Consider the following 23,862-nt stretch of genomic DNA (forward strand, 5'->3'; position numbering starts at 1 on the left):
GTTTTTAACAAGGTATTCTCCATACCGATTGCAACAAAAGAGATAGTCTTATTCTCTATAGATAGAGATAAAGATAGACCTCATATAACTCTAGCGTTGATATAGCTGAAATCCAGACAGACCAACCGAAAAATGGAACCTCGAAGGTTTCAACACGTGTCGCATTGATCTTAGCTATGGGGGACTTAGTGACATCACCATAAAGGATATCCCCCACATTCGACACGTTGAAAATAACAATATGAAAGTATGAGGTTTTTTCGCGTGAACGCTGAGTCTGAGGAGTCGTTAATTGAATTCAAGCCGTGATATCCGTCTCTCTGCGGGGCCTCCGTCTACATAAATTCCCCTGATTCCGCCTGTTATTAAAGGGTGACACCAACATCAAAGCTATGAGGCCGATAGCCAGCCCCAATTCGCCACCCCGCCCTCCCCTACATAAACTCTGTCCAAGCTACTTCAACGGACAGAGGATTCATCATCATGGGCAAACGTCACCCCAACTTTCCCGCCTGGCAATGGCGCACTCACCCACAAACCCATCAGCACCCGACCAACCTGGGGCTGCAGTTAATTGCGGTGCCGCTGCTGATCATCGGTTTTCTGCTGATGGCATTCGGCGTGTTCAGCCTGAGCCTGGCCAGTTTTGCCGTCGGCGTGATCGGCGTGTTGGCAGGCGTGGCGCTTCAGCGCCACGGTCGCAAACTGGAAGCGCAAGGCAGCCAGCGGTTCTGAGGTTCAGGCGAAGACCACCACGGTCTGGCGGCTGATGGCGATCAACTCGCCGGCCGGGCTCCAGAGCGCGGCCGCGGCATGGCCGTAGCCGTCGCGGGCGTGTTCGATGTTGACGTAGTACTGGCACCAGTCGAGGGTGGTCAGGTCTTGCAGCGGCTGGATAAATTCAATGGTCCAGGTCAGCGTGCTGCCCGGCGCCGGTTGGGTCAGGTGCGGAAGCAAGGCCGGGGGCCAGGCATCGACCAATGCGAGGATATGCGCCTCGGTCAACGGCTCCTCCTTCACGTCCCCGCGCAGGCGCACCCAACCGCCCATGTCGCGCGATTTATTGCCGGTGAACGGCAACCCACCGACGCTCCAGCGCATCGCCAAGTGGCGCATGAACTCCGGTGTCACGCCCTTGATGTAGGGCAGTTCCTGGCATTCATCCCAGTGCTTGAACCTAGGCGGCGCCTCGCTTGCGACTTCAATCACTGACTCACGCGGCGCGCCAAAGCTGGCCTGCACCAGCGTCGCCACTTCACCGTTTTGCACCACGCGGCCAAGCAACTGGCTGACGGCCTTGCCTTCGCGCAACACTTCGACTTGATAACTGGCCGGCACATCCGGCGCAACGGGGCCGACAAAGGTGATGGCCAAAGATCGCAGGGGTCGATCTGCCGGCACTTGGGCGCGCAGGGCTTCGTACTGCAACGCGGCAACCAGGCCACCAAAGGTCGCGCGGCCCTGAGCCCATTCGGCGGGGATGGTCACGTCCAACGGGTTGTTACGGGCTGCGTCGAGCAAATCACTAAAGCGCATGGCGACCTCACATCAAGAAAACCGATGAGGGATCTTAACCATCGAGCCGGTGAGGTACAGCGCCCATTCCGGCCAAAAACCGGACCGGCCTAGAAACAATCCGCGCTGAGTTTGTCCAGCACCCGATCCGCCTGGCCTTCTGCCTTGCTCATGGTGCGATGCCACACCGACACGCACGGTTGCAAATCCGCTTGGTGCCCGGCCTGCGCCAGCCACTGCCAGCAGTCGTGCCAATCGCCCAGAGCGCCTTGGGCTTGTTTGAGGCGCGACATGGCTTTGGCAGGCAGTTTGTCCAGTTCGGGGTAGGCCTCGGCGGCGTAGCGCACACGCTTGATCAGCAACCGCAGGCGATGGCGATCATGGGTTGGGTCTTTGAGGGCATCACCGAGTTTGTGCCATTGCTTGCCCAAGCGCTTCTCGATGCGCGGGCGTAGGCCCTTGAGCAGTTTCTGATGCTGCGAAGCCCGGATAAAGCGTGGGAACGCATCGAGAATTTGCAACAGGTGCGCCACTTCCGGGCTCTGCGCCACCTGGCGATAGGCGTCGGGTTGCAGGCGCAGGCGCCGTTCAGCGGCCTGGTGATAGCCGTGCTGATGCAGATACGCCGCCAGGACCTCACGGTCGCGTAGCGGCGTAGTCATTTGGCCGACTGTGCTGGCGGCCAATTCGAGTTGTTCGACTCCCGGCAATCCGCGCAACGGGCGCAACAAACTGCGCAGGCGCCGCACGGTGGTGCGCAGGTCATGCAGGGCTTCATCGTCGGTGACGGCGGCGAGGCGAGCCTGGCAGCTCAGTAACCCTACTTCCAGGCCAATGACCTGAGCGACTAACTGATCGACCAAAGCTGACATGCCTTCCTCCCTTGACGATGAAAATCCTGTTTGGCGCTAGAAATTAACGTCCGGCGCGCGACTCACGAATATAGAACCGCGCCTTTTCGGCCTTGTTGGAGCAGCCTTCAAACGCTTCGAATTGCTGCTGGGTCTTGGCGCCAGTCAACAAGGACAATGCCTTGGAGTAGCTCACGGTGCCGGCAAAACCTTCAGCCTTGGCCAGGTCCAGCTCGTGCCACGCGGCATCCAGTTGCGTGCCACAGCTGTCGCGGTATGCGGTTTTCCCGGCACAGCCGGCCAGGGCCAACACAATCACAGGCACACACATCCAGGCTTTCATCGATGACACCTCAAATAAAGAAAAACAGTCGTAGGGTGTAGACGTTGCCTACAAGGAAAAGTGCCTTGTTCGCAGCCTGAAATCAGAGCGCCTATCGTCAGAGCATACCCGAGCACTGCGCTGATCCTGGAAAAATATTACAGCCCCCGGCGAAGATTGAAGCTTGCCCCTCAATGGGTGCATTGTGGGCACCTGCTTTGTGAAGGACATGGACCATGAAGAAACGTGTTGCCTTGGTGCTGGGCTCCGGTGGAGCCCGCGGTTATGCCCATATCGGCGTGATCGAGGAGATCGAACGGCGCGGCTACGACATTGCCTGTATCGCCGGTTGCTCCATGGGCGCCGTGGTGGGTGGGATCTATGCGGCGGGCAAGCTTGACGAGTACCGCAACTGGATCGAAAGCCTCGACTACCTCGATGTACTGCGCCTGGTCGACGTAAGCTTTCGCCTGGGTGCGATTCGTGGCGAAAAAGTCTTCGGCCAGATCCGCAAGATCGTCGGCGAGATCAACATCGAAGAACTGCGCATCCCCTACACCGCCGTCGCGACCGACCTGACCAACCAGCAGGAAATCTGGTTTCAGGAAGGTTGCCTGCACCAGGCCATGCGCGCCTCCGCGGCGATTCCAAGCCTGTTCACGCCCGTGATGCAGGGCAACCGTATGCTGGTGGACGGCGGCCTGCTCAACCCGCTGCCGATCGTGCCGGTGGTGTCGAGCCACTGCGACTTGATCATCGCGGTCAACCTCAACGCCACCAACCAAAAACATTACCAACTGCCCGTGATCCAGCGTCCGCCAGCGTTCAAGAGTCGCTTCAACAGCTTGGCCAAGTCGTTGGGTTCACACCTGCCGTTTCGCCGCAAACAAGCTGAACAGTTAATGAAGCTTGAGCAGGAGGCTTTGCACGCTCAGACAGCTGAGATCAACCCATGGCTGGAATCGGCCGAACCAGAAGCCCAGCAACCCGCGGCGGCGCCGGAGAAAGCCGGGGCGCCAAAGTCGGCGACCGGTTCGTTCATCATCGACAACGTCGGCCCGGCGTCCCTGCTGGACCTGATCAACCAGAGTTTCGAGGTGATGCAGACATCGCTGGCGCAGTACAAGATCGCCGGTTACCCGCCGGATGTGCTGATCAACGTGCCAAAGCGCGTGTGCCGGTTTTTCGAGTTTTACAAAGCGCCGGAGTTGATCGCTTTGGGGCGGGAAATTGCCAGGGATACGTTGGACAAATATGAGAGTGAGCAGGGTTGAAATGTGTGCTGTGGCTGATGGCCCTATCGCGGGCAAGCCCGCTCCCACATTCTGATCTGTGAACACATTCAATGGTGGGAGCTGGCTTGCCTGCGATGAGGCCTGCGCGGGCGCCGCCAAACTCAGGCATTCAACAATCGATACCCCACCCCCGCCTCGGTCACGATAAACCTCGGCTGAGTCGGGTCATCCGCCAACTTCTGCCGCAAATGCCCCACCACAATGCGCAGGTAGTGACTGTCTTCAGTGTGGGTCGGCCCCCAGATATCCTTGAGCAGTTGTTGCTGGGTGATTACCCGCCCCGGATGCCGCGCCAGTTGCGCCAGTACCGCGTACTCCTTGCGGGTCAGCGCCACCTCGGCACCGTCCAGCAGCACGCGGCGATAGGCCAGGTCCACCGTCAGCGGGCCAAAACTCAAGGCCGCTTCCTGAGCCTCCCCCGCCGGGGCCTGGCGCAGTAATGCGCGCACGCGGGCGAGAAATTCCTGGATGCCAAAAGGCTTGGTCACGTAATCATTCGCGCCGCCATCCAGGGCCTCGACCTTCTGCACTTCACTGGCGCGCACCGACAGCACCAGCACCGGCACCGTCGACCACTCGCGAAACTCGCGCAGCACGTGTTGGCCGTCCATGTCGGGCAGGCCGAGGTCGAGCACCAGCAAATCCGGTTTGCTCAATGCCGCTTGGGCCAGGCCCTCGTTACCGGTGCCGGCCTCGATCACCTTGTAGCCCTGGGAGGCCAGGCTGATGCGCAGGAATTTGCGAATCTGCGGTTCGTCATCAATGACTAAAATCGTCGCGGTCTGGCTCATGGTGTCCAATCAAAATCCGTGGAAAAAAGAGGGTAGCTCAAGCCTCGCGTTCCAGGCCAGGCTGAGTCGGCAACGGCAGGAACAAGGTGATGCACGTGCCCCGCCCTTCAATGCCCTCGGCGACGCTGATACGCCCACCGTGTGCGCCAACCATGCCCTGGCAAATCGCCAGGCCCAGGCCCGTGCCCTGCCCGCCGCGATCACCGCGGGCGGCGGTGTAGAACATATCGAAAATCTTCGCGCGCTCGTCTCCGGGAATCCCCGGCCCTTCATCGGCCACCGCAAAAAACAATTGGTCATCCGCCACGCCCGCGCTCACCTCCAAACGGCCTTGGGCGGGTGAGAAACGCGCGGCGTTTTCCAGCACGTTGACCAGCGCCTGTTCGATCAAGGCGGCGTGCACATACAGCAACGGCAACTCGGCCGGCACGTCAGTCTTGACCTGCAGCGGCGCCAGCACCGCGCGCAAACGGCCAAGGGCGCTGCCGACGATATCGCCGGGCGAAACCCAATCACGCGCCAGTTTCAGCGCACCGTGGCCCAGGCGCGTCATGTCCAGCAAGTTCTGGATATAGCGGTCCAGGCGCTCGGCTTCATCGCGGGTGCCCTCGAGCAATTCGCGGCGATCCTCCAGAGGAATCGCCTCGCCGAGCGCCAACAGGCTGTCGATGCTGCCGCGCATCGACGTCAACGGCGTACGCAAGTCGTGGGACACAGAGGCAAGCAAGGCGCTGCGCAGTTGCTCGGTTTCGCCATGCAAGCGCGCGGATTCAAGTTCCTGCGCCAATTGCGCCCGAGCCAAGGCCTGTGCCAGCGGCTGGCTCAATGCGGTGAGCAGGCGACGACGCTGCCCGCTCAGTTCCAGGCCCGGTTTGGGGCTCACGCCAAGCAAACCCAGCGGCCCCTCCTCGCCCGACAGCGGCCACCACCACCAACGCCCGAACGGCAACGTGCCGGTGCCCATGCCGGCCGGTTGATCGTGCTGCCAGGCCCAATCGGCGGCGGCGCGTTCGGCTTCTGTGAGGTTCAGCGGGGAACCGGTCTCGACCTGCCAATCGCCATGCGCGTCCCGATTGACCAGGCAAAGCTCCAGATCGCTCCAGCCTTCCAGATGATGGGCCGCCGCACTGATTACCGCCTGGCGATCGGTGGCGGCGGTGAGTTTGCGCGACAGGTCGAGCAGTTCGCTGGTCTCTTCCTGAGTATCGCGCAAGGCCTGCAGCTGCCGACGCTGGCGCGCGGCCAGGTTGCCGGTCAACGCCGCCATCAGCAGAAAGAACAGCAGCGTCAACACGTCCTCTTCGCGCTGGATGGCGAAGGAGAAATTCGGCGGAATAAACAGAAAATCGTAGGTCAGAAACGACAGCGCCGCACACACCAGCGACGGCCCCAGGCTGCTGCGCACGCCCACCAGCAATACCGCCGCGAGAAACACCAGCGAGATATTCGGCAGCGGCAACACGCTGGCCACCGCCCAGGCCAGCGCCGCCGCCACGATCGTCGCGACGACTGCCAGGCCATAATCGAACCACACCAACCCGCGCACATCCGGCAGTCGCGGCGGTGCGGGCATGTCGTCGCTGTCGAGGACGTTGATTTCCAGACCGCGCGCATTGCGCAGCAAGCGCGCCGCCAGCCCACCGCCGAACAACCGACGCCGCCAACGCATGCGCGACTGCCCGACCAGCAGCAGGCTCGCGCGGCGTTCGGCAGCATGCTGGATCAGCGTCTTCGCCACCTCGCCCGCGCGCAGCAACACCACTTCGCCGCCAAGGCGCTCGGCCAGTTGCTGGGCGTTTTGCAGGCGCAGGCGCGCTTGCTCATCGCGCGCACGGCCGTTGTCGATATGCACCAGGCTCCAGGGCAAATGTCGGCGTTGAGCGACGCGGCTGGCATGACGCACCAGGCGTTCGGCCTGCGCATCGCCATCCACGCCCACCAGCAAGCGGCCGCGCACCGCCGGCGCAGCCTGGCCCAGTTGCCGATAGCCCTGGGCCAGGTCGTCATCGACGTGAGCGGCGGCGGTCTGCATCGCCAGTTCGCGCAGGGCCATCAGGTTGGTCTGGGTGAAAAACGCGTCGATGGCCGCACGGGCCTGCTCCGGCACGTACACCTTGCCGTCGCGCAGACGCTCCAGCAGCTCGCGCGATGGCAGGTCGATCAGCAGCAACTCGTCTGCCTCTTGCAGCACCCAGTCCGGCAGGGTTTCGCGCACTTGCACGCCGGTGACCCCGCGCACTTGATCGTTGAGGCTTTCCAGGTGCTGGACGTTGACCGTAGTGAACACATTGATGCCGGCGGCGAGCAGTTCCTGAATGTCCTGCCAGCGTTTTTCATGCCGGCTGCCGGGGGCGTTGCTGTGGGCCAGTTCGTCGACCAGCACCAGCTTGGGCTTGGCGGCGAGCAGGCCGTCCAGGTCCATTTCTTCGAGCATCACGCCGCGGTATTCGGTGCGCACCAACGGTTGCTGCGGCAAGCCGCTGAGCAAGGCCTCGGTCTCGGCGCGGCCGTGGGTTTCGACCACCCCGGCGATCAGCCGCACGCCCTGGCGCAGCTGGGTGTGGGCGGCCTGGAGCATGGCGTAGGTCTTGCCCACGCCCGGCGCGGCGCCGAGAAAGACTTTGAGCCGGCCACGGCCGTCCCGGGGCAGATCGGCTAACAGGGCGTCGGCGCGGCCGGAGTCGCTCATGCGTTGCGGTTCCTTCAGGTGTTTATTTGGAGTCCTTCAGGCCGCCATCGCGGGCAAGCTCGCTTCCACAGTTGGAGTGCATTCCCCTGTGGGAGCCGGGCTTGCCCGCGATGGCGGCACCACGACTTACAACTTTTCCAGCGCCATGTTCAGCGCCAACACGTTCACCACCGGCGGGCCCACCAGCGGGCTTTCGATGTGCTCATCCAGCAAGCGCTGCAGGGTTGCCACCGGCACATTTCGTGCGGCTGCCACCCGCGCCAGTTGATAGGCAATCGCCGGTGGAGGCAAGTGTGGATCAAGACCGCTGCCAGAGGTAGTCAGCGAGGCCAACGGCACCGGCCCCTGGCCTGGCACCAGTTGTTTATTGGCATCATCGAAAACCCGCGTGGCCAACGCCGGGTTGCTTGGGCCCAGGTTACTCGCGCTGCTGGAAACCGTCGCAAATGCGCCGGCCGACGGGCGCGGATGGAACCACTGATCGCCGGTAAAATCCTGGGCGATCAGGCTGGAACCGCGCACTCTGCCGTCGGCATCGTGCACCAGACTGCCGTTGGCCTGGTCAGGAAAAGCGACTTGCGCGACACCGGTCACCACCAATGGGTAAGCGACGCCGGTGATCAGGGTCATGAGTACCAGCAGGCTCAAGGCCGGGCGGATCATGGTGGACATTTCAGATTCCTCACGAGAGTCATTGCAGCCTGTGGGCGCCGACGTGGCGCCCCCAGGAATCGGGTCAAACCAGGTGCAGCGCGGTCAGCAGCATGTCGATCGCCTTGATGCCCACGAACGGCACCACAATCCCGCCCAGCCCGTAGATCAGCAGGTTGCGACGCAGCAACGCCGCCGCGCTCGCCGCCTGCACGCGCACACCGCGCAGCGCCAGCGGGATCAGCACCACAATGATCAACGCGTTAAACACAATGGCCGAGAGAATCGCGCTCTGCGGGCTCTGCAAGTGCATCACGTTGAGCACGCCCAATTGCGGGTAGATCGAGGCGAACAGTGCCGGCAGGATTGCGAAGTACTTGGCCACGTCGTTGGCGATGGAAAACGTGGTCAGCGCGCCGCGGGTCACCAGCAACTCCTTGCCGATCTGCACCACGTCCAGCAGCTTGGTCGGGTCGCTGTCGAGGTCGACCATGTTGGCCGCTTCGCGAGCCGCCTGGGTACCGTCATTCATCGCCATGCCGACGTCGGCCTGGGCCAGTGCCGGGGCGTCGTTGGCACCGTCGCCACACATGGCAACCAGACGACCGTCATTCTGTTCGTGGCGAATGCGCGCGAGTTTTTTCTCCGGCGTGGCTTCGGCCAGCACATCGTCCACGCCGGCTTCGGCAGCAATCGCCGCAGCGGTCAGCGGGTTATCGCCCGTCACCATCACGGTGCGAATCCCCAGTTTGCGCAGCTCGGCAAAACGTTCGCGGATGCCAGGCTTGACCACGTCCTTGAGGTGGATCGCACCGAGCAATTTGCCGTCGGCGCACACCAGCAAGGGTGTGCCGCCGCTCTGGGCGATCTTGTCGATTTCCCGCGACAGTGCCGGTTGCAGGTCGCGACGTTGTTGGCCGATAAACGCCAGCAGCGAATCCACCGCGCCCTTGCGGAACACACGGCCTTCGTAATCGACACCGGACAAACGCGTTTCCGCACTGAAGGGCACCGAGGTCAGTTGGTCCAGGGTCGGCTCAGCCTGCGGGTGCAAGGCGCGCAGGTATTCGACGATGGATTTGCCCTCTGCGGTGTCGTCTGCCAGCGATGCGAGCAGCACACCCTCGGCCAAATCCCGGCCACTGACGCCAGGCGCGGCGATCACCGCCGCGCAGCGACGGTTACCAAAGGTAATGGTGCCGGTTTTATCCAGCAGCAACACATGCACGTCACCCGCCGCTTCCACCGCGCGCCCGGATTTGGCGATCACATTGAGGCGCACCAGACGGTCCATGCCGGCGATACCGATGGCCGACAACAAGCCGCCGATGGTCGTAGGAATCAGCGTCACCAACAGTGCGACCAGGAACACCAGCGGCAAGCTGCCATTGGCGAAGTGCGCGAACGGCTGCAGGGTGACCACCACCAGCAGGAAGATCAGGGTCAGGCCGATCAGCAGGATATCCAGCGCGACTTCGTTGGGGGTTTTCTGGCGTTTGGCGCCTTCCACCAGGGCGATCATGCGGTCCAGCGTGGACTCGCCCGGGTTGACGGTGATGCGGATCAGCAACCAGTCCGACACCAGCCGCGTGTTGCCGGTGACGGCCGAACGGTCGCCGCCGGACTCGCGGATCACTGGCGCGGATTCGCCGGTGATCGCCGCTTCATTGACCGCCGCGATGCCTTCGATGACCTCGCCGTCACCGGGGATCATTTCTCCGGCGGCGACGCGCACGACGTCGCCTTTGCGCAGGCTGGTGGCCGGCACGACCTTGAAGCTGCCGTCAGCCTCCTTGCGGCGTGCGCTGAGGCCTTCACTGCCAGCCTTGAGGCTGTCGGCGCGGGCCTTGCCGCGACCTTCGGCCAAGGCTTCGGCGAAGTTGGCGAACAGCACGGTGAACCACAGCCACACGGCGATCTGCACGGCGACGAACGTCGGCACGGCGGTGTCGGGCACGAAGCACAACACGGTGGTGAGGATGGCGGTCAGTTCGACCACCAGCATCACCGGCGAACGTTGCAGCTGGCGCGGGTCCAGCTTGACGAACGCCTGGCCCAGCGCCGGGCGCCATAGCGCAGAGATGGCGGTTTTTGGCGACTCCTGAGTTGTCACAGGGGCGGCGTTTTTTGCAGGCATATTCATTTTCATATCCCCTCTTAGAAGCCCATGCTCAGGTGTTCAGCGATTGGGCCCAGTGCCAGTGTCGGCAGGAAAGTCAGGCCGCCCACCAGCAAAATGGTCACGGTCAACAGGGTCACGAACAGCGGGCCATGCGTGGGGAAGCTGTTCTGGCCAATCGGAGCGGTCTTTTTCATTGCCAGGCTGCCAGCCAGAGCCAGTACCGGGAGGATGTAGCCGAAGCGGCCGATCAACATGCCCAGGCCCAACATCAGGTTGTGGAACGCGGTGTTGCCACTGAAGCCGCCGAACGCCGAACCGTTGTTGGCACTGGCCGAGGTGTAGGCGTACAACAACTGGCTGAAACCGTGCGGCCCAGGGTTGCTGATGGCACCTGCCGGGCCTGGCAGGCTGGCGGCAATGGCGCCCAGTACCAGCGTGCCCACCGGCATCACCAGCAAGGTCACCACCAGCAATTGCACTTCCTTGGCCTGAAGCTTCTTGCCCAGGTATTCCGGGGTGCGGCCGATCATCAAGCCGGCGAGGAACACCGCGATCAACACGTTGAGCAACATGCCGTACATACCGGCGCCGACGCCGCCGAAGATCACTTCACCGACCATCATGTTGACCAGCGCCACCATGCCGCTCAGCGGGTTGAGGCTGTCGTGCATGCCGTTGACCGAACCGTTGGACGCCGCCGTGGTGGTGACCGACCACAACACCGTGCCGGTGGTGCCGAAGCGCGCTTCTTTGCCTTCCAGCGGTGCGGTTTGCTCAACGGCCGGGTTGTTCAGGGTCGGGTTGGGTTGGTACTCGGCCCACAGCGACGTCGCGCCGCCGATCAGGAACAGCGCCAGCATGCAGCCGAGAATCGCGCGGCTCTGACGCAGGTCTTTCACGTAGTGACCGAAGGTGAACACCAACGCCACCGGGATCAGGATGATTGCCGACAGCTCGAACAGGTTGGCCCAGGCCGTGGGGTCCTCAAACGGGTGCGCCGAGTTGACGCCAAAGAAGCCGCCACCATTGGTGCCCAGTTGCTTGATCGCAATCTGGCTGGCTGCCGGGCCGAGTGGGATCACCTGGTCCACGCCCTGCATCGTCACGGCATTCACGTAGTGCGCGAAGGTTTGCGGCACGCCCTGCCACACCAGGAACAGCGCGAACACCAGGCACAATGGCAGCAAGCCGTAGAGGGTAGCGCGGGTCATATCGACCCAGAAGTTGCCCAGGGTCTTGGTGGACTTACGCCCGATACCACGGCACAGCGCGACCAGCACAGCCAGGCCGGTGGCGGCGCTGACGAAGTTCTGCACGGTGAGGCCGATCATCTGGCTGAGGTAGCTCAGGGAGGCTTCACCGCTGTAGTTCTGCCAGTTGGTGTTGGTCATGAAACTGACCGCGGTGTTGAAGGCCAGCGTCCATTCCTGACCTGGCAATTTCTGCGGGTTGAGTGGCAGATACTCCTGAAACAACAGCACAGCGAACAGCAACACGAAACCGGCCAGATTGAACGCCAATAGCGCCAGCGTGTACTTCTGCCAGCTCTGTTCCTGGTGTTCGTCCACGCCAGACAGGCGATAACACGCGCGCTCAACCGGGCCGAGCACCGGCGTGAGCCAGGTGCGCTGGCCTTCCATCACCTTGTAATAGAACCTTCCCAGGAACGGTGCCGGCACCAGCACCACGGCAAAGAAGGCGATGATCAGCCAATAGTCATAACTGTGCATAGCCTGCTCCTAGTTCCGATCCGCGCGTAACAGCGCAACCAGCAGATAAATGAACAGCGCCACGGCCAATAGCAGTGACACCCCGTCCAGAACGCTCATGGAAGTCTCTCCGTTTTGCGGCGATTGCCGCGTGTGAGGCAATTGTCCGCAGGAGTGGCGTAAAGGAACGAGAGCGACGCTGGGGGCCGGGCGTAAAGACGGCGTAAAGAGTGGATTTATGCGGGGCTTACAGAGGTCGGTGGTGGCTGTTGGGGCCGTCATCGCGGGCAAGCCCGGCTCCCACAGGAAACCGCAATCCCCTGTGGGAGCCGGGCTTGCCCGCGATGACGGCAGCTCAAACGCCCCTGCACTCAACTGGTGCAATGACACAAGATTTCAAACGCCAAACCGTCTCCTCGACGACAGTTCGGCGTCTTTACGACAATGAATGGCGCACTGGCATGGCCGCTGCAACACCCTGAAATATTCCAAACCGTTCAGGGAGCGCAACACGATGAACACACAACTCAAACCCACCTTGGGCACCCTGCATCTGTGGGGCATTGCCGTCGGCTTGGTGATTTCCGGCGAGTACTTCGGCTGGAGCTACGGCTGGGGCGTCGCAGGCACGCTGGGCTTTCTGGTGACCTCGCTGATGGTCGCCGCCATGTACACCTGCTTTATATTCAGCTTCACCGAACTGACGACGGCGATTCCTCACGCGGGTGGCCCATTTGCCTACAGCCGTCGCGCCTTTGGTGAGAAAGGCGGCCTGATCGCCGGCCTGGCAACATTGATCGAATTTGTCTTTGCCCCGCCTGCGATAGCCTTGGCCATCGGCGCTTATCTGAATGTGCAGTTTCCGGCACTCGACCCCAAACACGCGGCCGTCGGTGCCTATATCGTCTTCATGGGCCTGAATATTCTCGGGGTGAAACTCGCGGCCACCTTCGAGCTGGTGGTGTGCGTGCTCGCCGTCGCCGAACTGTTGGTGTTCATGGGCGTGGTAGCGCCGGCGTTCAGCTTCAGCAACTTCGCCCTCAATGGCTGGGCCGGGTCCGACACCTTCGGCGCGCCGGCGATAGCCGGGATGTTTGCGGCCATTCCTTTCGCCATCTGGTTCTTCCTTGCCATCGAAGGTGCAGCGATGGCTGCCGAGGAAGCGAAGGATCCCAAGCGCACCATCCCAAAAGCCTACATCAGCGGGATCCTGACGCTGGTGGTGCTGGCCATGGGCGTGATGTTCTTTGCCGGCGGCGTGGGCGACTGGCGCACGCTGTCGAATATCAATGACCCGTTGCCGCAAGCGATGAAAACCGTGGTGGGCGACAGCTCCGGCTGGCTGCACATGTTGGTGTGGATCGGTCTGTTCGGCCTGGTGGCGAGTTTTCACGGCATCATCCTCGGCTACTCGCGCCAGTTCTTCGCCCTCGCGCGCGCCGGCTACCTGCCCTCTTTCCTCGCCAAACTGTCGCGTTTTCAGACACCACACCGGGCAATCATTGCCGGCGGTGTGGTCGGCATCGCCGCCATCTACAGCGACGGCCTGATCAACCTGGGCGGCATGACGCTGACCGCCGCGATGATCACCATGGCGGTGTTCGGTGCCATCGTGATGTACATCATGAGCATGCTCAGCCTGTTCAAACTGCGCAAGACCGAGCCGCTGCTGGAGCGCACCTTCCGTGCGCCGGGCTATCCGATCGTGCCCGGCATAGCGCTGGTGCTGGCGGTGGTCTGCCTGGTGGCCATGGCCTGGTTCAACGCGCTGATCGGGCTGATTTTCCTGGGCTTCATGGTGGTGGGGTTTGTGTACTTCCAACTGACCGCGCAGGACCGCGCCGACGCACCGGCCGATGCGATGTTGACGGGGCTGTGAGGCTACTGGGGCAGAACGGGCCTACAATGAACTACTAAGAAAGCCCGTGACTCAAAGCAGCTATTACCGTGGGAAATTTCCCCACGGTTTGCTGCCTCAAGGAGAGCCCTATGCCGTGGTATGCCTGGTTGATTTTAGTGGTCGCGATCGGTTCGATCGTCGGTGGTTTATTGATGCTGCGTGACAGCGCCAACAAGGTGGAACTCACCGACGAACAACGCAAACGCGTGGCCGAGCGCAACGCCCAGGCAGACTCAAAGGACGCCCAGGACCGCTGAACCTGGCGCTACTCCCACGCAGCCTTGGCGATATGCAACCCGTGCTGGCCTTTATAGGCCGCACGTTCGGGCTGGCTCCAGCCATTGAGCAACTCCTCCTCCAGACGATAAATCTCCACACCCAAAGGGCGACACACCGTCAACGGATCCTGCGCGTCAGGCCCCCACATCGGCAGCGACAAATCCCCGCCCGGGCACGTCGACAGCGCGCAGAGCAAATCAATCTCGGCAAAAAACTCCAGGTAGTCGCCCTTCTGCGCCGGGCAGGCTTTCATGAAGTACATGTCATCGTGATTGAGGCCGGTGCACTGGAAAATGTTCAACACGTCATGCACGTCGAATTCCGTCAGACCGTGGGGCAGCACTGCGCGTGTCAGGTTTGAGTGGCAATGGTGATGAAAGTCTTCGCCGGTGAGCATGCGATTCACATACGGATCGCAGCGCGTGCCAAGCAAGTCGTGCAGGCGCCCGCCATGCTCATCGATGCCATAACTCGCCAGGCTGTCATCGGTGATGGTCACCAGCGGCCGCAGAAACGGCAGGTTCGACCACAGTCGATCATGAGTGCTGACATGTGCGCCTTGTAACTGGCGGGTGCGTGCGGCCCAAAGACGTTCGCGAGGATCGTTGGCATTCCACACGTTGAAGTCACCCACTTGTGGCCCAACCGGCGTGGTAACCCGGAACACATGCCCGGCCGGCACCTTCCACGCTTTGCCCGTGCGAATCGGCACGTCGAACTGCTCGATCAATGTGCGTTGGTCCGCACGATCACGAATGCGCTCATAGAACGCGGTATCAACCTGCAGCGCAGAACCTTTACTGACCTGGTACGCGGCCGGATAGTCTTTATACATGGGGCAATCCTCCATCAGGGGTGATCAAACAAGGCCAGGGAAAGGCGTTCGGAATCGTCCAGGTACAGGCTCATCGCCTCCTGCGCAGCCGCTTTGTTGCCGCACGTCAGCAACGCATAGATCTCCTGGTCGCGCTCCAGCCAGGGCGACTGGAAACGCTGCTCATCGGGTGCCGCGCAAAACACCAGCCGCAGTTGAGCTATGACCTGGGCGAAAAACTCATCAAACAGTGGGCTGCGCATCAGCCCGACAATCCGTTGGTGGAACGTCAGGCTGTGAGTCGCCACTGCGCGCCAGTCCTCGCGCTCCCTGGCCAGGGAGGTGGCTTCGATTGCGTTTTGCATGTGCTCGGACTGAGCATCCGTCAGCCCACCGCTCTGGGCGATAGCCTGCAATTCGAGGGTTCGGCGTACAACGAACAGGTCACGCACTTCATCTCGTTCCAGCCGCCGCACCATCACGCCTTTGTTGCGCACATAACGGGTAAGCCCTTCCTGCCCCAAACGGTGCAAGGCCTCGCGAATGGTATTGCGCGATGCGTTATAAATTTTGACCAGGTCCACCTCGACCAGCGCCATGCCGGGCAACAGCCGCCCGCCAATGATGTCGGCACGCAGTTCAAGTGCAATCTGATCCGCCAGAGACAAGCTGAGCGTCATCATCACCTCACGATTGTTGAACAATCCCTGAGCCAGATGTAATCACTTTTCATGCCAGTACCGCTGAACGATGTGTGGATGGGTAAAAAAGCTTAACTCCGTTAACATGCCCGCTCGTCCACGAGGCCGCCCATGCGTTATTCAGCAGACCATAAAGCCCAGACCCATCAACGCATCATCAAGGACGCCTCAGTGCGCTTTCGCCGCGACGGCATCAGCGCGACCGGCCTGCAGCCCCTGATGAAAGCACTCAATCTGACGCACGGTGGCTTTTACGCGCATTTCAAATCCAAGGATGATCTGGTGGAAAAGGCCCTGCAGGCTGCCGCTGCAGAACTGGATGCACATTGCGAAACTCTGTTCAGCCAGGAGCGGCCGCTGGATGCATTCATAGACAACTATCTGTCTGACTGGCACCAGACCTCTCCCGCTGAAGGCTGCCCGCTGCCGACCATGTCTTCGGAATTGGGCCAGAGGGGACAGCAGAGTCCGACCACGGATGCTGTGCTTGAAGCGCGATTGAGGCAGGTTGAATCAACGTTGGATCACGCGAATGCCGACGAACGAAGCCTGGTACTGATGTCGACGTTGGTAGGGGCATTGGTGCTGGCCAGGAGCGTAGAGAGCCAGGCATTGGCAACGCGGATCATGAAAGTCGTGCGCGAGAACTTGAAAGATCATATCTCAGACAAAGAAAAGGCCGGTCAATGACCGGCCTCTTGGGCAACGTTTACAGACTCAATTAATAGCCAGCCTGTCGCGGTTTTTCTCCAGCAATGCCTTACCGATGCCTTTGACTTCCAGCAACTCGTCTACTGCAGTGAAGGGCCCATTGCTGTCGCGATAGGCGACAATCGCCTTGGCCTTGGCGGCGCCAATGCCGAACAGATCGCGGCGCAGGACTTCGGCGTCGGCGGTGTTGAGATTGACCTTGGTCGTTTCTTCAACTTTCGCCATCTGGGCGACGATGGGCGTAGGGGCTTCGGGTTTGGCGGATGGGGCTGCGGTGGTGGCGACGGAGACACTCGCGAGGAAGGCAAAGATCAGGGAAGAGATATAGGTGTTTTGCATAGGTGACGCTCCATGACATCGGTAGAAGAAAAGCAGCTTTTCCGAAGCTGCCTTTCTAACTTAGGTGATGTTTGGAGGGAGTCAAAAGTGAGTCGGTTACAGCGTGTGTTTTTCTATTCCGGCAGAACGACTCACTCGTAGATTTGTAACTTTTAAACTCATGGTTCAAGTCGACGCTGCTGATATATCCAGTCAACAATTTCCCCATCCGGCGTATAACCGCTGACGGTGTCGCGCAACAACTGGCGAACCCGACTGAAATCGTCCTGATCAATTGCGGCCAGTAGCTCAGAAAGCTTGACCTTCAACACTTCCCACGGCAAGTAGTCCTCGTTAGCGCTCATGATCATCGGATGTTGTGTTGCAACAACATTGTCCCCGATAAGCAACTCTTCATATAACTTCTCGCCCGGGCGCAAACCGGAAAACTCAATGGCAATATCGCCGTGAGGATTTTTGTCGGACCGCACACTCAGCCCTGAGAGATGGATCATTTTTTCAGCCAGTTCGACAATCTTGACCGGCTCACCCATGTCCAGCACGAACACATCTCCGCCAAGCCCCATGGAACCCGCTTGAATGACCAACTGAGCCGCTTCAGGAATGGTCATGAAGTAGCGGGTGATCTTCGGGTGCGTGACCGTCAGCGGTCCACCAGACTTTATCTGCTTGTGAAACAGCGGGATCACCGAACCGGAGGAGCCTAATACATTGCCAAATCGAACCATCGTAAAACGGGTTTTATTCACCCGCGACACGTTGGTTTTGTCCCCAAACAGCACGGGGGCAGGTTCACGGCTCAATGCCTGCAGGGTCAACTCGGCAAGACGCTTGGTGCTGCCCATCACGTTTGTTGGACGCACGGCCTTGTCGGTGGAAATCAACACAAAATTCGATGCGCCCGCTTGAACCGCCGCCTGCGCCGCGTTCAGCGTGCCGATAACATTGTTCAGCACACCCTCTGCGATGTTGTGCTCGACAATGGGTACATGCTTATAGGCGGCAGCGTGGTAAACGGTATCTACCCGCCAGGCCTTCATGACATCCAGCAGCTTTGACGGGTCCCGCACTGAACCCAGGATAGGCAGCAGTTTTACCGGTAACGATTTACGAGTAATACGCTGTTCCAATTCTGAAAGAATACTGTAGAGATTGAACTCGCTGTGCTCAAACAAGAGCAAGGTTTTGGGTTTAAGCTCCAGAATTTGCCGACAGAGCTCTGAACCGATCGAGCCACCCGCCCCCGTGACCAGGACACTCTGCCCCTTGATGCAATGCTCAAGCAGATCGCCTTGCGCAGGCACCGAATCACGTCCCAGCAAGTCCGCAATATCGACCTCTTGAATATCGTCAACCTTGACCCGTCCACTGGCCAGGTCCATAAAACCCGGGACGCTACGAACGTGTAGCGGAAAACCTTCGAGAAAACCGAGAATCTCCCGGCGCCGCCCGCGATTGGAGGACGGGATTGCCAAGAGAATTTCCTGTGCTCCCGTAGCGTCGATCATCCTCTGGATATGCTTGGGCTTATAGACCTGGAGGCCCGAGATGACACGGTCCGAAATAGACGCGTCATCGTCAATGAACGCAACCGGGCGCATCACTCGGCCCATACGAAGCGCTGCCACCAGCTGATTCCCCGCCGCACCGGCGCCATAGATGGCAACACGTGAAAGACCATCGTCACGGCTGGTAAACGGGACGTGTTGGGCAGCAGCAAACCAATCGCCTAAAAAGTACTGACGCATGGTCAAACGCAAGCCACCGACCATGATCAAACTCAACCACCAATAGTTGAAAATGATCGACCGGGGCACCACGTTCTGATGGTTGCTATACCAATAAACGACCACACCCAGGATTAAAGAAGAAAGGCTGACGGCCTTGATAATTGCGACCAACGCATCGTTGCCAAAATAACGCATGACAGCGCGGTACATACCGAAGCGAATGAACAGGGGTATCGCAACCACCGGCGCCGCCAGGAACAACCACAAGTGCATTTTGACCGGGTTGATCATCTCGTCGATTCCGAGACGGACTAAAAACGCCATCCACAGTGCTAAAAATACGAGTATGACGTCCGCCAATACTTGAATCAGTCGTTTTTGATGACGAGGCAATTTCAATAGCCACGTACGCAACCGGTTTATCATGATTCACCTATCGCCTATGCGTCAGATCAAAAAAATTTCTTGATCGCATTACAACGCAGAACAAAAAACATACTTTGTATAATCAACCTGAATCGGCCAATCAAACACTGCTACGGTATTAATGTGAAACACCATCACGTTTGATGACCTTCAAGGCTGTTAAAAACAAGATTTTTAGGTCGAAAAGAACACTCATGTTTTTCGCGTAAAAAGCATCATAGCCAACCTTAACCGGTATGGGCAACTCGTCACGGCCGTTGACCTGCGCCCATCCCGTAAGACCTGGACGGATAAGGTGTACGCCTTGCTCGGTGCGCAGCTCAATCAGATCGGCCTGATTAAAAAGCGCGGGTCTGGGTCCTACAAAACTCATATCACCTGCGATGATACTCCACAGCTGAGGCAATTCATCCAGGCTCGACTTTCTTAGAAAGTTGCCAATAGGCGTCAAGTATTTAGACGGGTCGAGCAGCAAATGCGTGGCCACAGCAGGCGTACCAATACGCATCGAGCGAAACTTTGGCATCCTGAACAATACGTTGTTCACCCCTACGCGGTCAGACCAATACAGTGCGGGTCCTTTTGACGTCAATTTAACCGCCACCGTAACAAGCAAGATCGGGATCAAGAGTATGAGCAAGGCAAAGAGGCTCAGTACTAGATCAAAAAAACGCTTCATGTTTCCACCAACCTTTCAATTCACAACCGTTTAGACGAATATTTAGCGAACTTTCCTGAATATTTGGCGATTGAAACGGACAACCAGGACGCCAGCGCTTTTTTGCGCAGAATACAAGGGTGTTCTATCAAATGCCACGACAGGAGAGCCGGAACCAGTGCAACGGGAAGCGCCACGAAAATCATTTCAAAAGGCGATATTCCTTTCCACGTGTGCGCAAGGATCTCCTGGGTAGGAAAAGCATATATGTACAGACCGTAAGAGTAATCCCCGAGCTTATTGTATTGGCGTGCGAACCACTGGGTGTTGAAGGCAACGAAAAAGACGGAATAACTCCATGCGATCACGAACACTTCTACGAACAAAGGGGACTTGTAGGAACACAGCGCGGCCAACCAGCTGAGGGTTAACATCCAGACGCTCAGCTGAACCTTGGTTCGGTAGGCATAAAATACCATGCCAATAACAAACGCAAAGCTCCACTGCACCCACGTGCGAAACTGAAAACCTGCAATCAAGTATTCATTTTTTTGCAACAGGTTAAATACTGCATAAAACACAAAATACAGCACGAAAAATATCGAAACCCGGCGAGTATGTGTCAAACAACCGATAACACCGAGCGCGAACACCATCGCGTACAGCAGCACCTCATAATACAACGTCCATAACGAACCATTGATTCCGGGGTAGGGATTGTCCTGAAACAAGCCTGGCAACTGAAAGTGAATATCCTTCAGCTTCAGATTTCCTGTGATGTATTTGTGTACTTCTTTAGAAGAAAAATAATCATGCAAGCTAAAATCGGTGAACAACGGACCGATTACCCAAGCACTTAATACCAGGACCACCAACAGCGCAGGGTACAACCTTAAAAACCTGGCCACGACAAAATCAATCTTTGTCTTGGACCGCTCATAACTCAGCGATATGAAAAATCCGGATATGCAAAAAAAAGTGAATACGCCCAAGCCGCCGAGTGTTATTCCGAGCTGAGCCATCAACGGCTCAACTTCGGTAGCGCCTCGGGATAGCGGAAACGAATGTGACACCAACACGAAAAATGCCGCAACCATCCGGATAAAATTGAAATTATTATCTCTGGACTTAAGCAGCTCAGCCAAATTACCCATGCGACGGTCCGCTCTGTTTTTCTTGATAATGCCGAGCCGTGATTGCAAAAGCCTCGTCAATACTGACTGGAGGTGTCCAGTCTAAACATTCCCGCGTGTCCGTGATATCGACCTGAAGCGAACCACACAACCGTTGCAAAAACTCTTTCTTGCCCACTAACGCTGCTGCAACATTCAACAACGCATAAGGAAAAGCAAAAACATAGGATGGCTTGTTCATCGCCACGGCGAGCTTTTTCAGAATCTGTCCAATAGACAGATCGTGACCATCGCTTACTAGGAACACACGGTTCGCCGCGGCAGGATGTTTGATGCATACGCAAATCAGATCGACCAAATTATCAATGAAGACGAGGCTTCTTCGGTTATCAATCGTGCGAAAAGGAAGTGGCAGCTTCCTGTTAACGACAGAAAGCATTCGTTCAAAATTGGCTTTCACGCCTGGCCCATAGACCAGGACAGGCCGAATGATGACGACATCCATTGAGGTGTGACGCGCCAGCTCTAAAAGCGCTTGCTCTGCCTCCAGCTTGGACACTCCATAATCGTCGAGCGGCGCAGGGGCATCCTTTGACGTAAACGCACGGCCAGCGCTGGTTTCTTCACCATTGACTTTAACCGAGCTTATATAAATGAATCTCTGCACGCCGGCGTCAGCTGCTTGCCGAGCCAGATTGAGCGTCGCGTTCACATTAACTTCCCGAAACGCCAGCAACGGATTGCTATGGGTTTCGTTCATGATGTGCGCTCGACCGGCAGAGTGAATGACTACGTCAACATCCGACAGTGGCGCTGTCCAGTCAATGTCCCCGGTCAACGACTCAATAACAAAATCCTGCACGCCAGGGCGCGGCGAAGTGTCCGTCTTGCGGGTTACATTCACCACTTGATACTGAGCCTTAACCAACGCATCCAGCACTGAGCGCCCTACAAAACCCGTTCCGCCCGTAAGAAGCACTGTGGGCGCGCCTGCAGCGGAACCAACGCTAATTTCATCCAACACTGTTAAGTCCTCTCAGATGAAAGAAGCGTTTTAAATAACTTGTCGTATTGAGAAGAGACGCCTTCCCAACGATAACGACGCACCGCAATCTCATGCATTTTTACGCCCAGCGCAGCGCGCTCGGTTTCATTTGCAAAAAGACGTGACGCGCAATCGACCAGTGCCTCGCTGGACGAAAAAAACTTTGCACCGTCCTCGGTAGACGCACGATTGAAAGACACGTCGAATGCAATCACAGGCAAGCTCAGCCACATGGCCTCAACCAAAGACGGGTTGGTGCCACCCGCACTATGACCGTGAATGTAGACGGTCGCGTTACTGCGCAGCGGGCTCAGTTCCTCACTTTTGTAGATAGGATCCAATAAGTGAAGATGTCCAACGCTCGCGTATTTATCCTGCAGCGCTACGCCGTATTCGCTTTGTTTCCAGTTCCCCACAATCACCAACGGCAAGCAACCCATACTGAAGGCCTCGAGAATAATATGAATATTATTCTCCGGCTCGATCCTACAGACTGAGAATGCGTAAGGCTTACGAAGGAATGGATAATGCTCAAAGTCCGCCTCTCCCAGTGCACTGGTAGCCGCCTGATCGCCGCCGTAGGCAATGAGAGTACTTTCACGTGAATACTCATCGCGGACATAGTCCTGAAGCACTTTATTATCGGTAACAATCGCATCGGCGTATTTAACTGCCATGGCTTCTGAAAATTTCAGGAATTTTTTCGCCAGGGTCGACCACTTGGCGCGCTTCCACTCGTATCCGTCAATATTGACTACAATCTTCTTCTTGGTAAGCAGCTTTAAAAAAGGAAGCGCAATACAACCCGAAACGCCCAGCAACACCAAAATATCATTCTTTCGGTAGGCATGTAACATACTGACAATATCGTAAGGAATACTTTGCACGCCGTTAGCTTTTAACGGAAGGTAAATCAAATCGGCATTGCGATACTTTGCAGGCCGCGTTGGATATGACGTTGCGCTGCAATAGACCGAGATCTCGTATTCACGATCCAGGTAAGTGACCAATTGCTCCGATAACGTTTCCCACCCACCATACTGGGCTGGGAGACCGACCGTGCCGATCACTGCTATCTTAAACTCCATTAAACACCTCAATCACGTCACTTTCAAAGTTATCAACTGAGAAACTAAGTGACTTCACTCTCGCAGCCTCAGACAAGCGAAAGCACACCTCGGGATTTTTATGAAGAAACGCCAGTTTGGCGGCTATGTCCTCCACACGATTTGAATCAATGAGATAACCTTCCTTATCCTCCGACACCAGTTCGACAGGTCCACCTACCGGAGGAACAATACAGGGTACGCCAAAGGAAAGCGCCTCGAGAATCGTCAAGCCAAACGTTTCCACCCACTCCTGCGGCTTCGAAAGGCTCAGTAAAACACTCGCCCTCTGATAATAAGGAATCACATCCTTGCACCGGGAAATAATAGTCAAGTTATCAGGCAATGTGACCCTCGAAAAAAAATCGTCCACTTCAGAATCGCTGGCACCGAGCACCAGACTGAATTCAATATCCTTTTGATCGTTTAACAGATTAGCTATACGTACGAACTCATTCACACCTTTGTAAGACTTTAAGGAACAGATCATCAGCACACAGAATTTATTATCCGACGCGTAGGGATATACGTGACTCGCACCACTACTCGCCATATCCTGTGGAATCGAATTATAAATCACACGGCTTTCTATGTTTGAAAAACATTCAGCCTTGGCTAGAAAGCGCGAGACGAAAATATTTCTGCTGGAGCACCTTTCAACCATCCACCGCAAAAACAGCTTCAGCGGTTTAGGGCGGATTGAGGTTTCATGAATATGATAAATAACCTGTATGCCGAGCACTCTCCCTGCTAACGCCGCGCCGAAGGGAAGTAGCGTATTGACATAGAAAATCGCAGAGGCGTGACGATAGCGTAATAATTTTATAAACAGAATCAACTGCGAAAGACTATAACTCAACAGCGTCAAATACTTATTTTCAAATCTTTTATAAAAATAGCGCTTTTGTACGCATGGCGCTAAGGAGAGAAAACCACCTTCCGCGCCTCCTCCCACATACAATTCGGCCTCGAAGCCTTTCTTTGCCACTGCCTCAATAACCTGCAAAAGAACCTTCGGGCTCCCGCTATAGTCATTCAACAAGTGGAAAAATATAATTTTTTTCACTGCAAGTCC

Annotated in this window: 22 protein-coding genes and 1 pseudogene; 5 read left to right on the plus strand and 18 right to left on the minus strand. The window is 57.8% G+C overall.

Annotated features, from left to right (window positions below):
• Positions 1 to 483 precede the first annotated feature (483 nt).
• Positions 484 to 732, plus strand: a pseudogene (locus L8K08_RS01340) (terminase); the annotation flags it as partial.
• Positions 733 to 738: 6 nt separating this feature from the next.
• Here L8K08_RS01340 and L8K08_RS01345 read toward each other — a convergent pair.
• The 3 genes from L8K08_RS01345 to L8K08_RS01355 all read right to left on the minus strand — a co-directional run bounded on the left by L8K08_RS01345 (position 739) and on the right by L8K08_RS01355 (position 2,709).
• Entirely contained in the window at positions 739 to 1,536 is a 798-nt protein-coding gene (locus L8K08_RS01345; protein ID WP_145163196.1) for an acyl-CoA thioesterase domain-containing protein, read from the minus strand.
• Between the two features lie 89 nt (positions 1,537 to 1,625).
• On the minus strand, positions 1,626 to 2,387 hold the full coding sequence (locus L8K08_RS01350; RefSeq protein WP_242193821.1) for a CHAD domain-containing protein: 762 nt from the start codon (positions 2,385 to 2,387) through the stop codon (positions 1,626 to 1,628).
• Positions 2,388 to 2,430: 43 nt separating this feature from the next.
• Positions 2,431 to 2,709 (minus strand): hypothetical protein, encoded by a 279-nt coding sequence (locus L8K08_RS01355; protein ID WP_010176194.1) that lies wholly within the window; start codon positions 2,707 to 2,709, stop codon positions 2,431 to 2,433.
• Positions 2,710 to 2,924: 215 nt separating this feature from the next.
• On the opposite strand from L8K08_RS01355, the gene L8K08_RS01360 reads away from it, so the two are divergent.
• Positions 2,925 to 3,962, plus strand: a complete 1,038-nt coding sequence (locus L8K08_RS01360) for a patatin-like phospholipase family protein (RefSeq protein ID WP_242193823.1) — start codon at positions 2,925 to 2,927, stop codon at positions 3,960 to 3,962.
• 122 nt (positions 3,963 to 4,084) lie between these two features.
• Here L8K08_RS01360 and L8K08_RS01365 read toward each other — a convergent pair whose 3' ends face one another.
• The 6 genes from L8K08_RS01365 to kdpF all read right to left on the minus strand — a co-directional run bounded on the left by L8K08_RS01365 (position 4,085) and on the right by kdpF (position 12,065).
• On the minus strand, positions 4,085 to 4,774 hold the full coding sequence (locus L8K08_RS01365) for a response regulator (protein WP_242193825.1): 690 nt from the start codon (positions 4,772 to 4,774) through the stop codon (positions 4,085 to 4,087).
• Between the two features lie 37 nt (positions 4,775 to 4,811).
• Positions 4,812 to 7,463 (minus strand): sensor histidine kinase KdpD, encoded by a 2,652-nt coding sequence (locus tag L8K08_RS01370; RefSeq protein ID WP_242193828.1) that lies wholly within the window; start codon positions 7,461 to 7,463, stop codon positions 4,812 to 4,814.
• Positions 7,464 to 7,589: 126 nt separating this feature from the next.
• The gene (gene kdpC, locus L8K08_RS01375) at positions 7,590 to 8,135 is read right to left on the minus strand and encodes a potassium-transporting ATPase subunit KdpC (protein WP_242193831.1); all 546 of its coding nucleotides are present in this window, start codon (positions 8,133 to 8,135) and stop codon (positions 7,590 to 7,592) included.
• A gap of 64 nt (positions 8,136 to 8,199) precedes the next feature.
• The gene (gene kdpB, locus L8K08_RS01380; protein WP_242193833.1) at positions 8,200 to 10,263 is read right to left on the minus strand and encodes a potassium-transporting ATPase subunit KdpB; all 2,064 of its coding nucleotides are present in this window, start codon (positions 10,261 to 10,263) and stop codon (positions 8,200 to 8,202) included.
• An 8-nt stretch (positions 10,264 to 10,271) separates the two neighbouring features.
• Complete coding sequence (gene kdpA / locus L8K08_RS01385) at positions 10,272 to 11,966, minus strand: potassium-transporting ATPase subunit KdpA (protein WP_145163185.1); 1,695 nt, start codon at positions 11,964 to 11,966, stop codon at positions 10,272 to 10,274.
• A gap of 9 nt (positions 11,967 to 11,975) precedes the next feature.
• The gene (kdpF, locus tag L8K08_RS01390) at positions 11,976 to 12,065 is read right to left on the minus strand and encodes a K(+)-transporting ATPase subunit F (protein WP_003218754.1); all 90 of its coding nucleotides are present in this window, start codon (positions 12,063 to 12,065) and stop codon (positions 11,976 to 11,978) included.
• Between the two features lie 394 nt (positions 12,066 to 12,459).
• On the opposite strand from kdpF, the gene eat reads away from it, so the two are divergent.
• Both eat and L8K08_RS01400 read left to right on the plus strand, forming a co-directional pair.
• On the plus strand, positions 12,460 to 13,824 hold the full coding sequence (gene eat / locus L8K08_RS01395; protein ID WP_145163183.1) for an ethanolamine permease: 1,365 nt from the start codon (positions 12,460 to 12,462) through the stop codon (positions 13,822 to 13,824).
• Between the two features lie 110 nt (positions 13,825 to 13,934).
• Positions 13,935 to 14,102, plus strand: coding sequence for a DUF2897 family protein (locus tag L8K08_RS01400; protein ID WP_083359476.1), 168 nt, complete (start codon positions 13,935 to 13,937; stop codon positions 14,100 to 14,102).
• Between the two features lie 8 nt (positions 14,103 to 14,110).
• Here the strand turns inward: L8K08_RS01400 and L8K08_RS01405 are convergent, their stop codons facing one another.
• Complete coding sequence (locus tag L8K08_RS01405; protein WP_242193836.1) at positions 14,111 to 14,959, minus strand: DUF1989 domain-containing protein; 849 nt, start codon at positions 14,957 to 14,959, stop codon at positions 14,111 to 14,113.
• Between the two features lie 14 nt (positions 14,960 to 14,973).
• A complete protein-coding gene (locus L8K08_RS01410) occupies positions 14,974 to 15,618 on the minus strand; it encodes a GntR family transcriptional regulator (RefSeq protein ID WP_242193839.1) in 645 nt (214 codons plus the stop codon).
• Between the two features lie 132 nt (positions 15,619 to 15,750).
• Here L8K08_RS01410 and L8K08_RS01415 point away from each other — a divergent pair, with 132 nt between their 5' ends.
• Entirely contained in the window at positions 15,751 to 16,329 is a 579-nt protein-coding gene (locus tag L8K08_RS01415; protein ID WP_242193842.1) for a TetR/AcrR family transcriptional regulator, read from the plus strand.
• Between the two features lie 27 nt (positions 16,330 to 16,356).
• Here L8K08_RS01415 and L8K08_RS01420 read toward each other — a convergent pair whose 3' ends face one another.
• The 7 genes from L8K08_RS01420 to L8K08_RS30330 all read right to left on the minus strand — a co-directional run bounded on the left by L8K08_RS01420 (position 16,357) and on the right by L8K08_RS30330 (position 23,853).
• Complete coding sequence (locus L8K08_RS01420) at positions 16,357 to 16,689, minus strand: ComEA family DNA-binding protein (protein ID WP_106576856.1); 333 nt, start codon at positions 16,687 to 16,689, stop codon at positions 16,357 to 16,359.
• Between the two features lie 158 nt (positions 16,690 to 16,847).
• Positions 16,848 to 18,845, minus strand: coding sequence for a nucleoside-diphosphate sugar epimerase/dehydratase (locus L8K08_RS01425; RefSeq protein WP_242193844.1), 1,998 nt, complete (start codon positions 18,843 to 18,845; stop codon positions 16,848 to 16,850).
• Positions 18,846 to 18,963: 118 nt separating this feature from the next.
• Positions 18,964 to 19,524 (minus strand): sugar transferase, encoded by a 561-nt coding sequence (locus L8K08_RS01430; RefSeq protein WP_106576857.1) that lies wholly within the window; start codon positions 19,522 to 19,524, stop codon positions 18,964 to 18,966.
• 20 nt (positions 19,525 to 19,544) lie between these two features.
• On the minus strand, positions 19,545 to 20,657 hold the full coding sequence (locus L8K08_RS01435) for an acyltransferase (protein ID WP_242193845.1): 1,113 nt from the start codon (positions 20,655 to 20,657) through the stop codon (positions 19,545 to 19,547).
• Positions 20,650 to 21,660, minus strand: a complete 1,011-nt coding sequence (locus L8K08_RS01440) for an SDR family oxidoreductase (protein WP_242193847.1) — start codon at positions 21,658 to 21,660, stop codon at positions 20,650 to 20,652. The genes L8K08_RS01435 and L8K08_RS01440 overlap by 8 nt, the downstream gene beginning before the upstream one ends.
• Positions 21,661 to 21,662: 2 nt before the next feature.
• Positions 21,663 to 22,769, minus strand: coding sequence for a DUF1972 domain-containing protein (locus L8K08_RS01445; RefSeq protein WP_242193849.1), 1,107 nt, complete (start codon positions 22,767 to 22,769; stop codon positions 21,663 to 21,665).
• Positions 22,759 to 23,853, minus strand: a complete 1,095-nt coding sequence (locus L8K08_RS30330) for a glycosyltransferase family 4 protein (RefSeq protein ID WP_242193851.1) — start codon at positions 23,851 to 23,853, stop codon at positions 22,759 to 22,761. The genes L8K08_RS01445 and L8K08_RS30330 overlap by 11 nt, the downstream gene beginning before the upstream one ends.
• Positions 23,854 to 23,862 lie beyond the last annotated feature (9 nt).

Origin of the sequence: Pseudomonas sp. TREG-RG-20F-10-E-6-01 (assembly GCF_022662455.1) — a bacterium.
Lineage (GTDB): Bacteria > Pseudomonadota > Gammaproteobacteria > Pseudomonadales > Pseudomonadaceae > Aquipseudomonas.

Excerpts from the sequence above, each read along its gene's own strand:
- L8K08_RS01345 (WP_145163196.1), bottom strand. The coding sequence starts at position 1,536 with ATGCGCTTTAGTGATTTGCTCGACGCAGCCCGTAACAACCCGTTGGAC.
- L8K08_RS01350 (WP_242193821.1), bottom strand. The coding sequence starts at position 2,387 with ATGTCAGCTTTGGTCGATCAGTTAGTCGCTCAGGTCATTGGCCTGGAA.
- L8K08_RS01355 (WP_010176194.1), bottom strand. The coding sequence starts at position 2,709 with ATGAAAGCCTGGATGTGTGTGCCTGTGATTGTGTTGGCCCTGGCCGGC.
- L8K08_RS01360 (WP_242193823.1), top strand. The coding sequence starts at position 2,925 with ATGAAGAAACGTGTTGCCTTGGTGCTGGGCTCCGGTGGAGCCCGCGGT.
- L8K08_RS01365 (WP_242193825.1), bottom strand. The coding sequence starts at position 4,774 with ATGAGCCAGACCGCGACGATTTTAGTCATTGATGACGAACCGCAGATT.
- L8K08_RS01370 (WP_242193828.1), bottom strand. The coding sequence starts at position 7,463 with ATGAGCGACTCCGGCCGCGCCGACGCCCTGTTAGCCGATCTGCCCCGG.
- kdpC (WP_242193831.1), bottom strand. The coding sequence starts at position 8,135 with ATGTCCACCATGATCCGCCCGGCCTTGAGCCTGCTGGTACTCATGACC.
- kdpB (WP_242193833.1), bottom strand. The coding sequence starts at position 10,263 with ATGAAAATGAATATGCCTGCAAAAAACGCCGCCCCTGTGACAACTCAG.
- kdpA (WP_145163185.1), bottom strand. The coding sequence starts at position 11,966 with ATGCACAGTTATGACTATTGGCTGATCATCGCCTTCTTTGCCGTGGTG.
- kdpF (WP_003218754.1), bottom strand. The coding sequence starts at position 12,065 with ATGAGCGTTCTGGACGGGGTGTCACTGCTATTGGCCGTGGCGCTGTTC.
- eat (WP_145163183.1), top strand. The coding sequence starts at position 12,460 with ATGAACACACAACTCAAACCCACCTTGGGCACCCTGCATCTGTGGGGC.
- L8K08_RS01400 (WP_083359476.1), top strand. The coding sequence starts at position 13,935 with ATGCCGTGGTATGCCTGGTTGATTTTAGTGGTCGCGATCGGTTCGATC.
- L8K08_RS01405 (WP_242193836.1), bottom strand. The coding sequence starts at position 14,959 with ATGTATAAAGACTATCCGGCCGCGTACCAGGTCAGTAAAGGTTCTGCG.
- L8K08_RS01410 (WP_242193839.1), bottom strand. The coding sequence starts at position 15,618 with ATGACGCTCAGCTTGTCTCTGGCGGATCAGATTGCACTTGAACTGCGT.
- L8K08_RS01415 (WP_242193842.1), top strand. The coding sequence starts at position 15,751 with ATGCGTTATTCAGCAGACCATAAAGCCCAGACCCATCAACGCATCATC.
- L8K08_RS01420 (WP_106576856.1), bottom strand. The coding sequence starts at position 16,689 with ATGCAAAACACCTATATCTCTTCCCTGATCTTTGCCTTCCTCGCGAGT.
- L8K08_RS01425 (WP_242193844.1), bottom strand. The coding sequence starts at position 18,845 with ATGATAAACCGGTTGCGTACGTGGCTATTGAAATTGCCTCGTCATCAA.
- L8K08_RS01430 (WP_106576857.1), bottom strand. The coding sequence starts at position 19,524 with ATGAAGCGTTTTTTTGATCTAGTACTGAGCCTCTTTGCCTTGCTCATA.
- L8K08_RS01435 (WP_242193845.1), bottom strand. The coding sequence starts at position 20,657 with ATGGGTAATTTGGCTGAGCTGCTTAAGTCCAGAGATAATAATTTCAAT.
- L8K08_RS01445 (WP_242193849.1), bottom strand. The coding sequence starts at position 22,769 with ATGGAGTTTAAGATAGCAGTGATCGGCACGGTCGGTCTCCCAGCCCAG.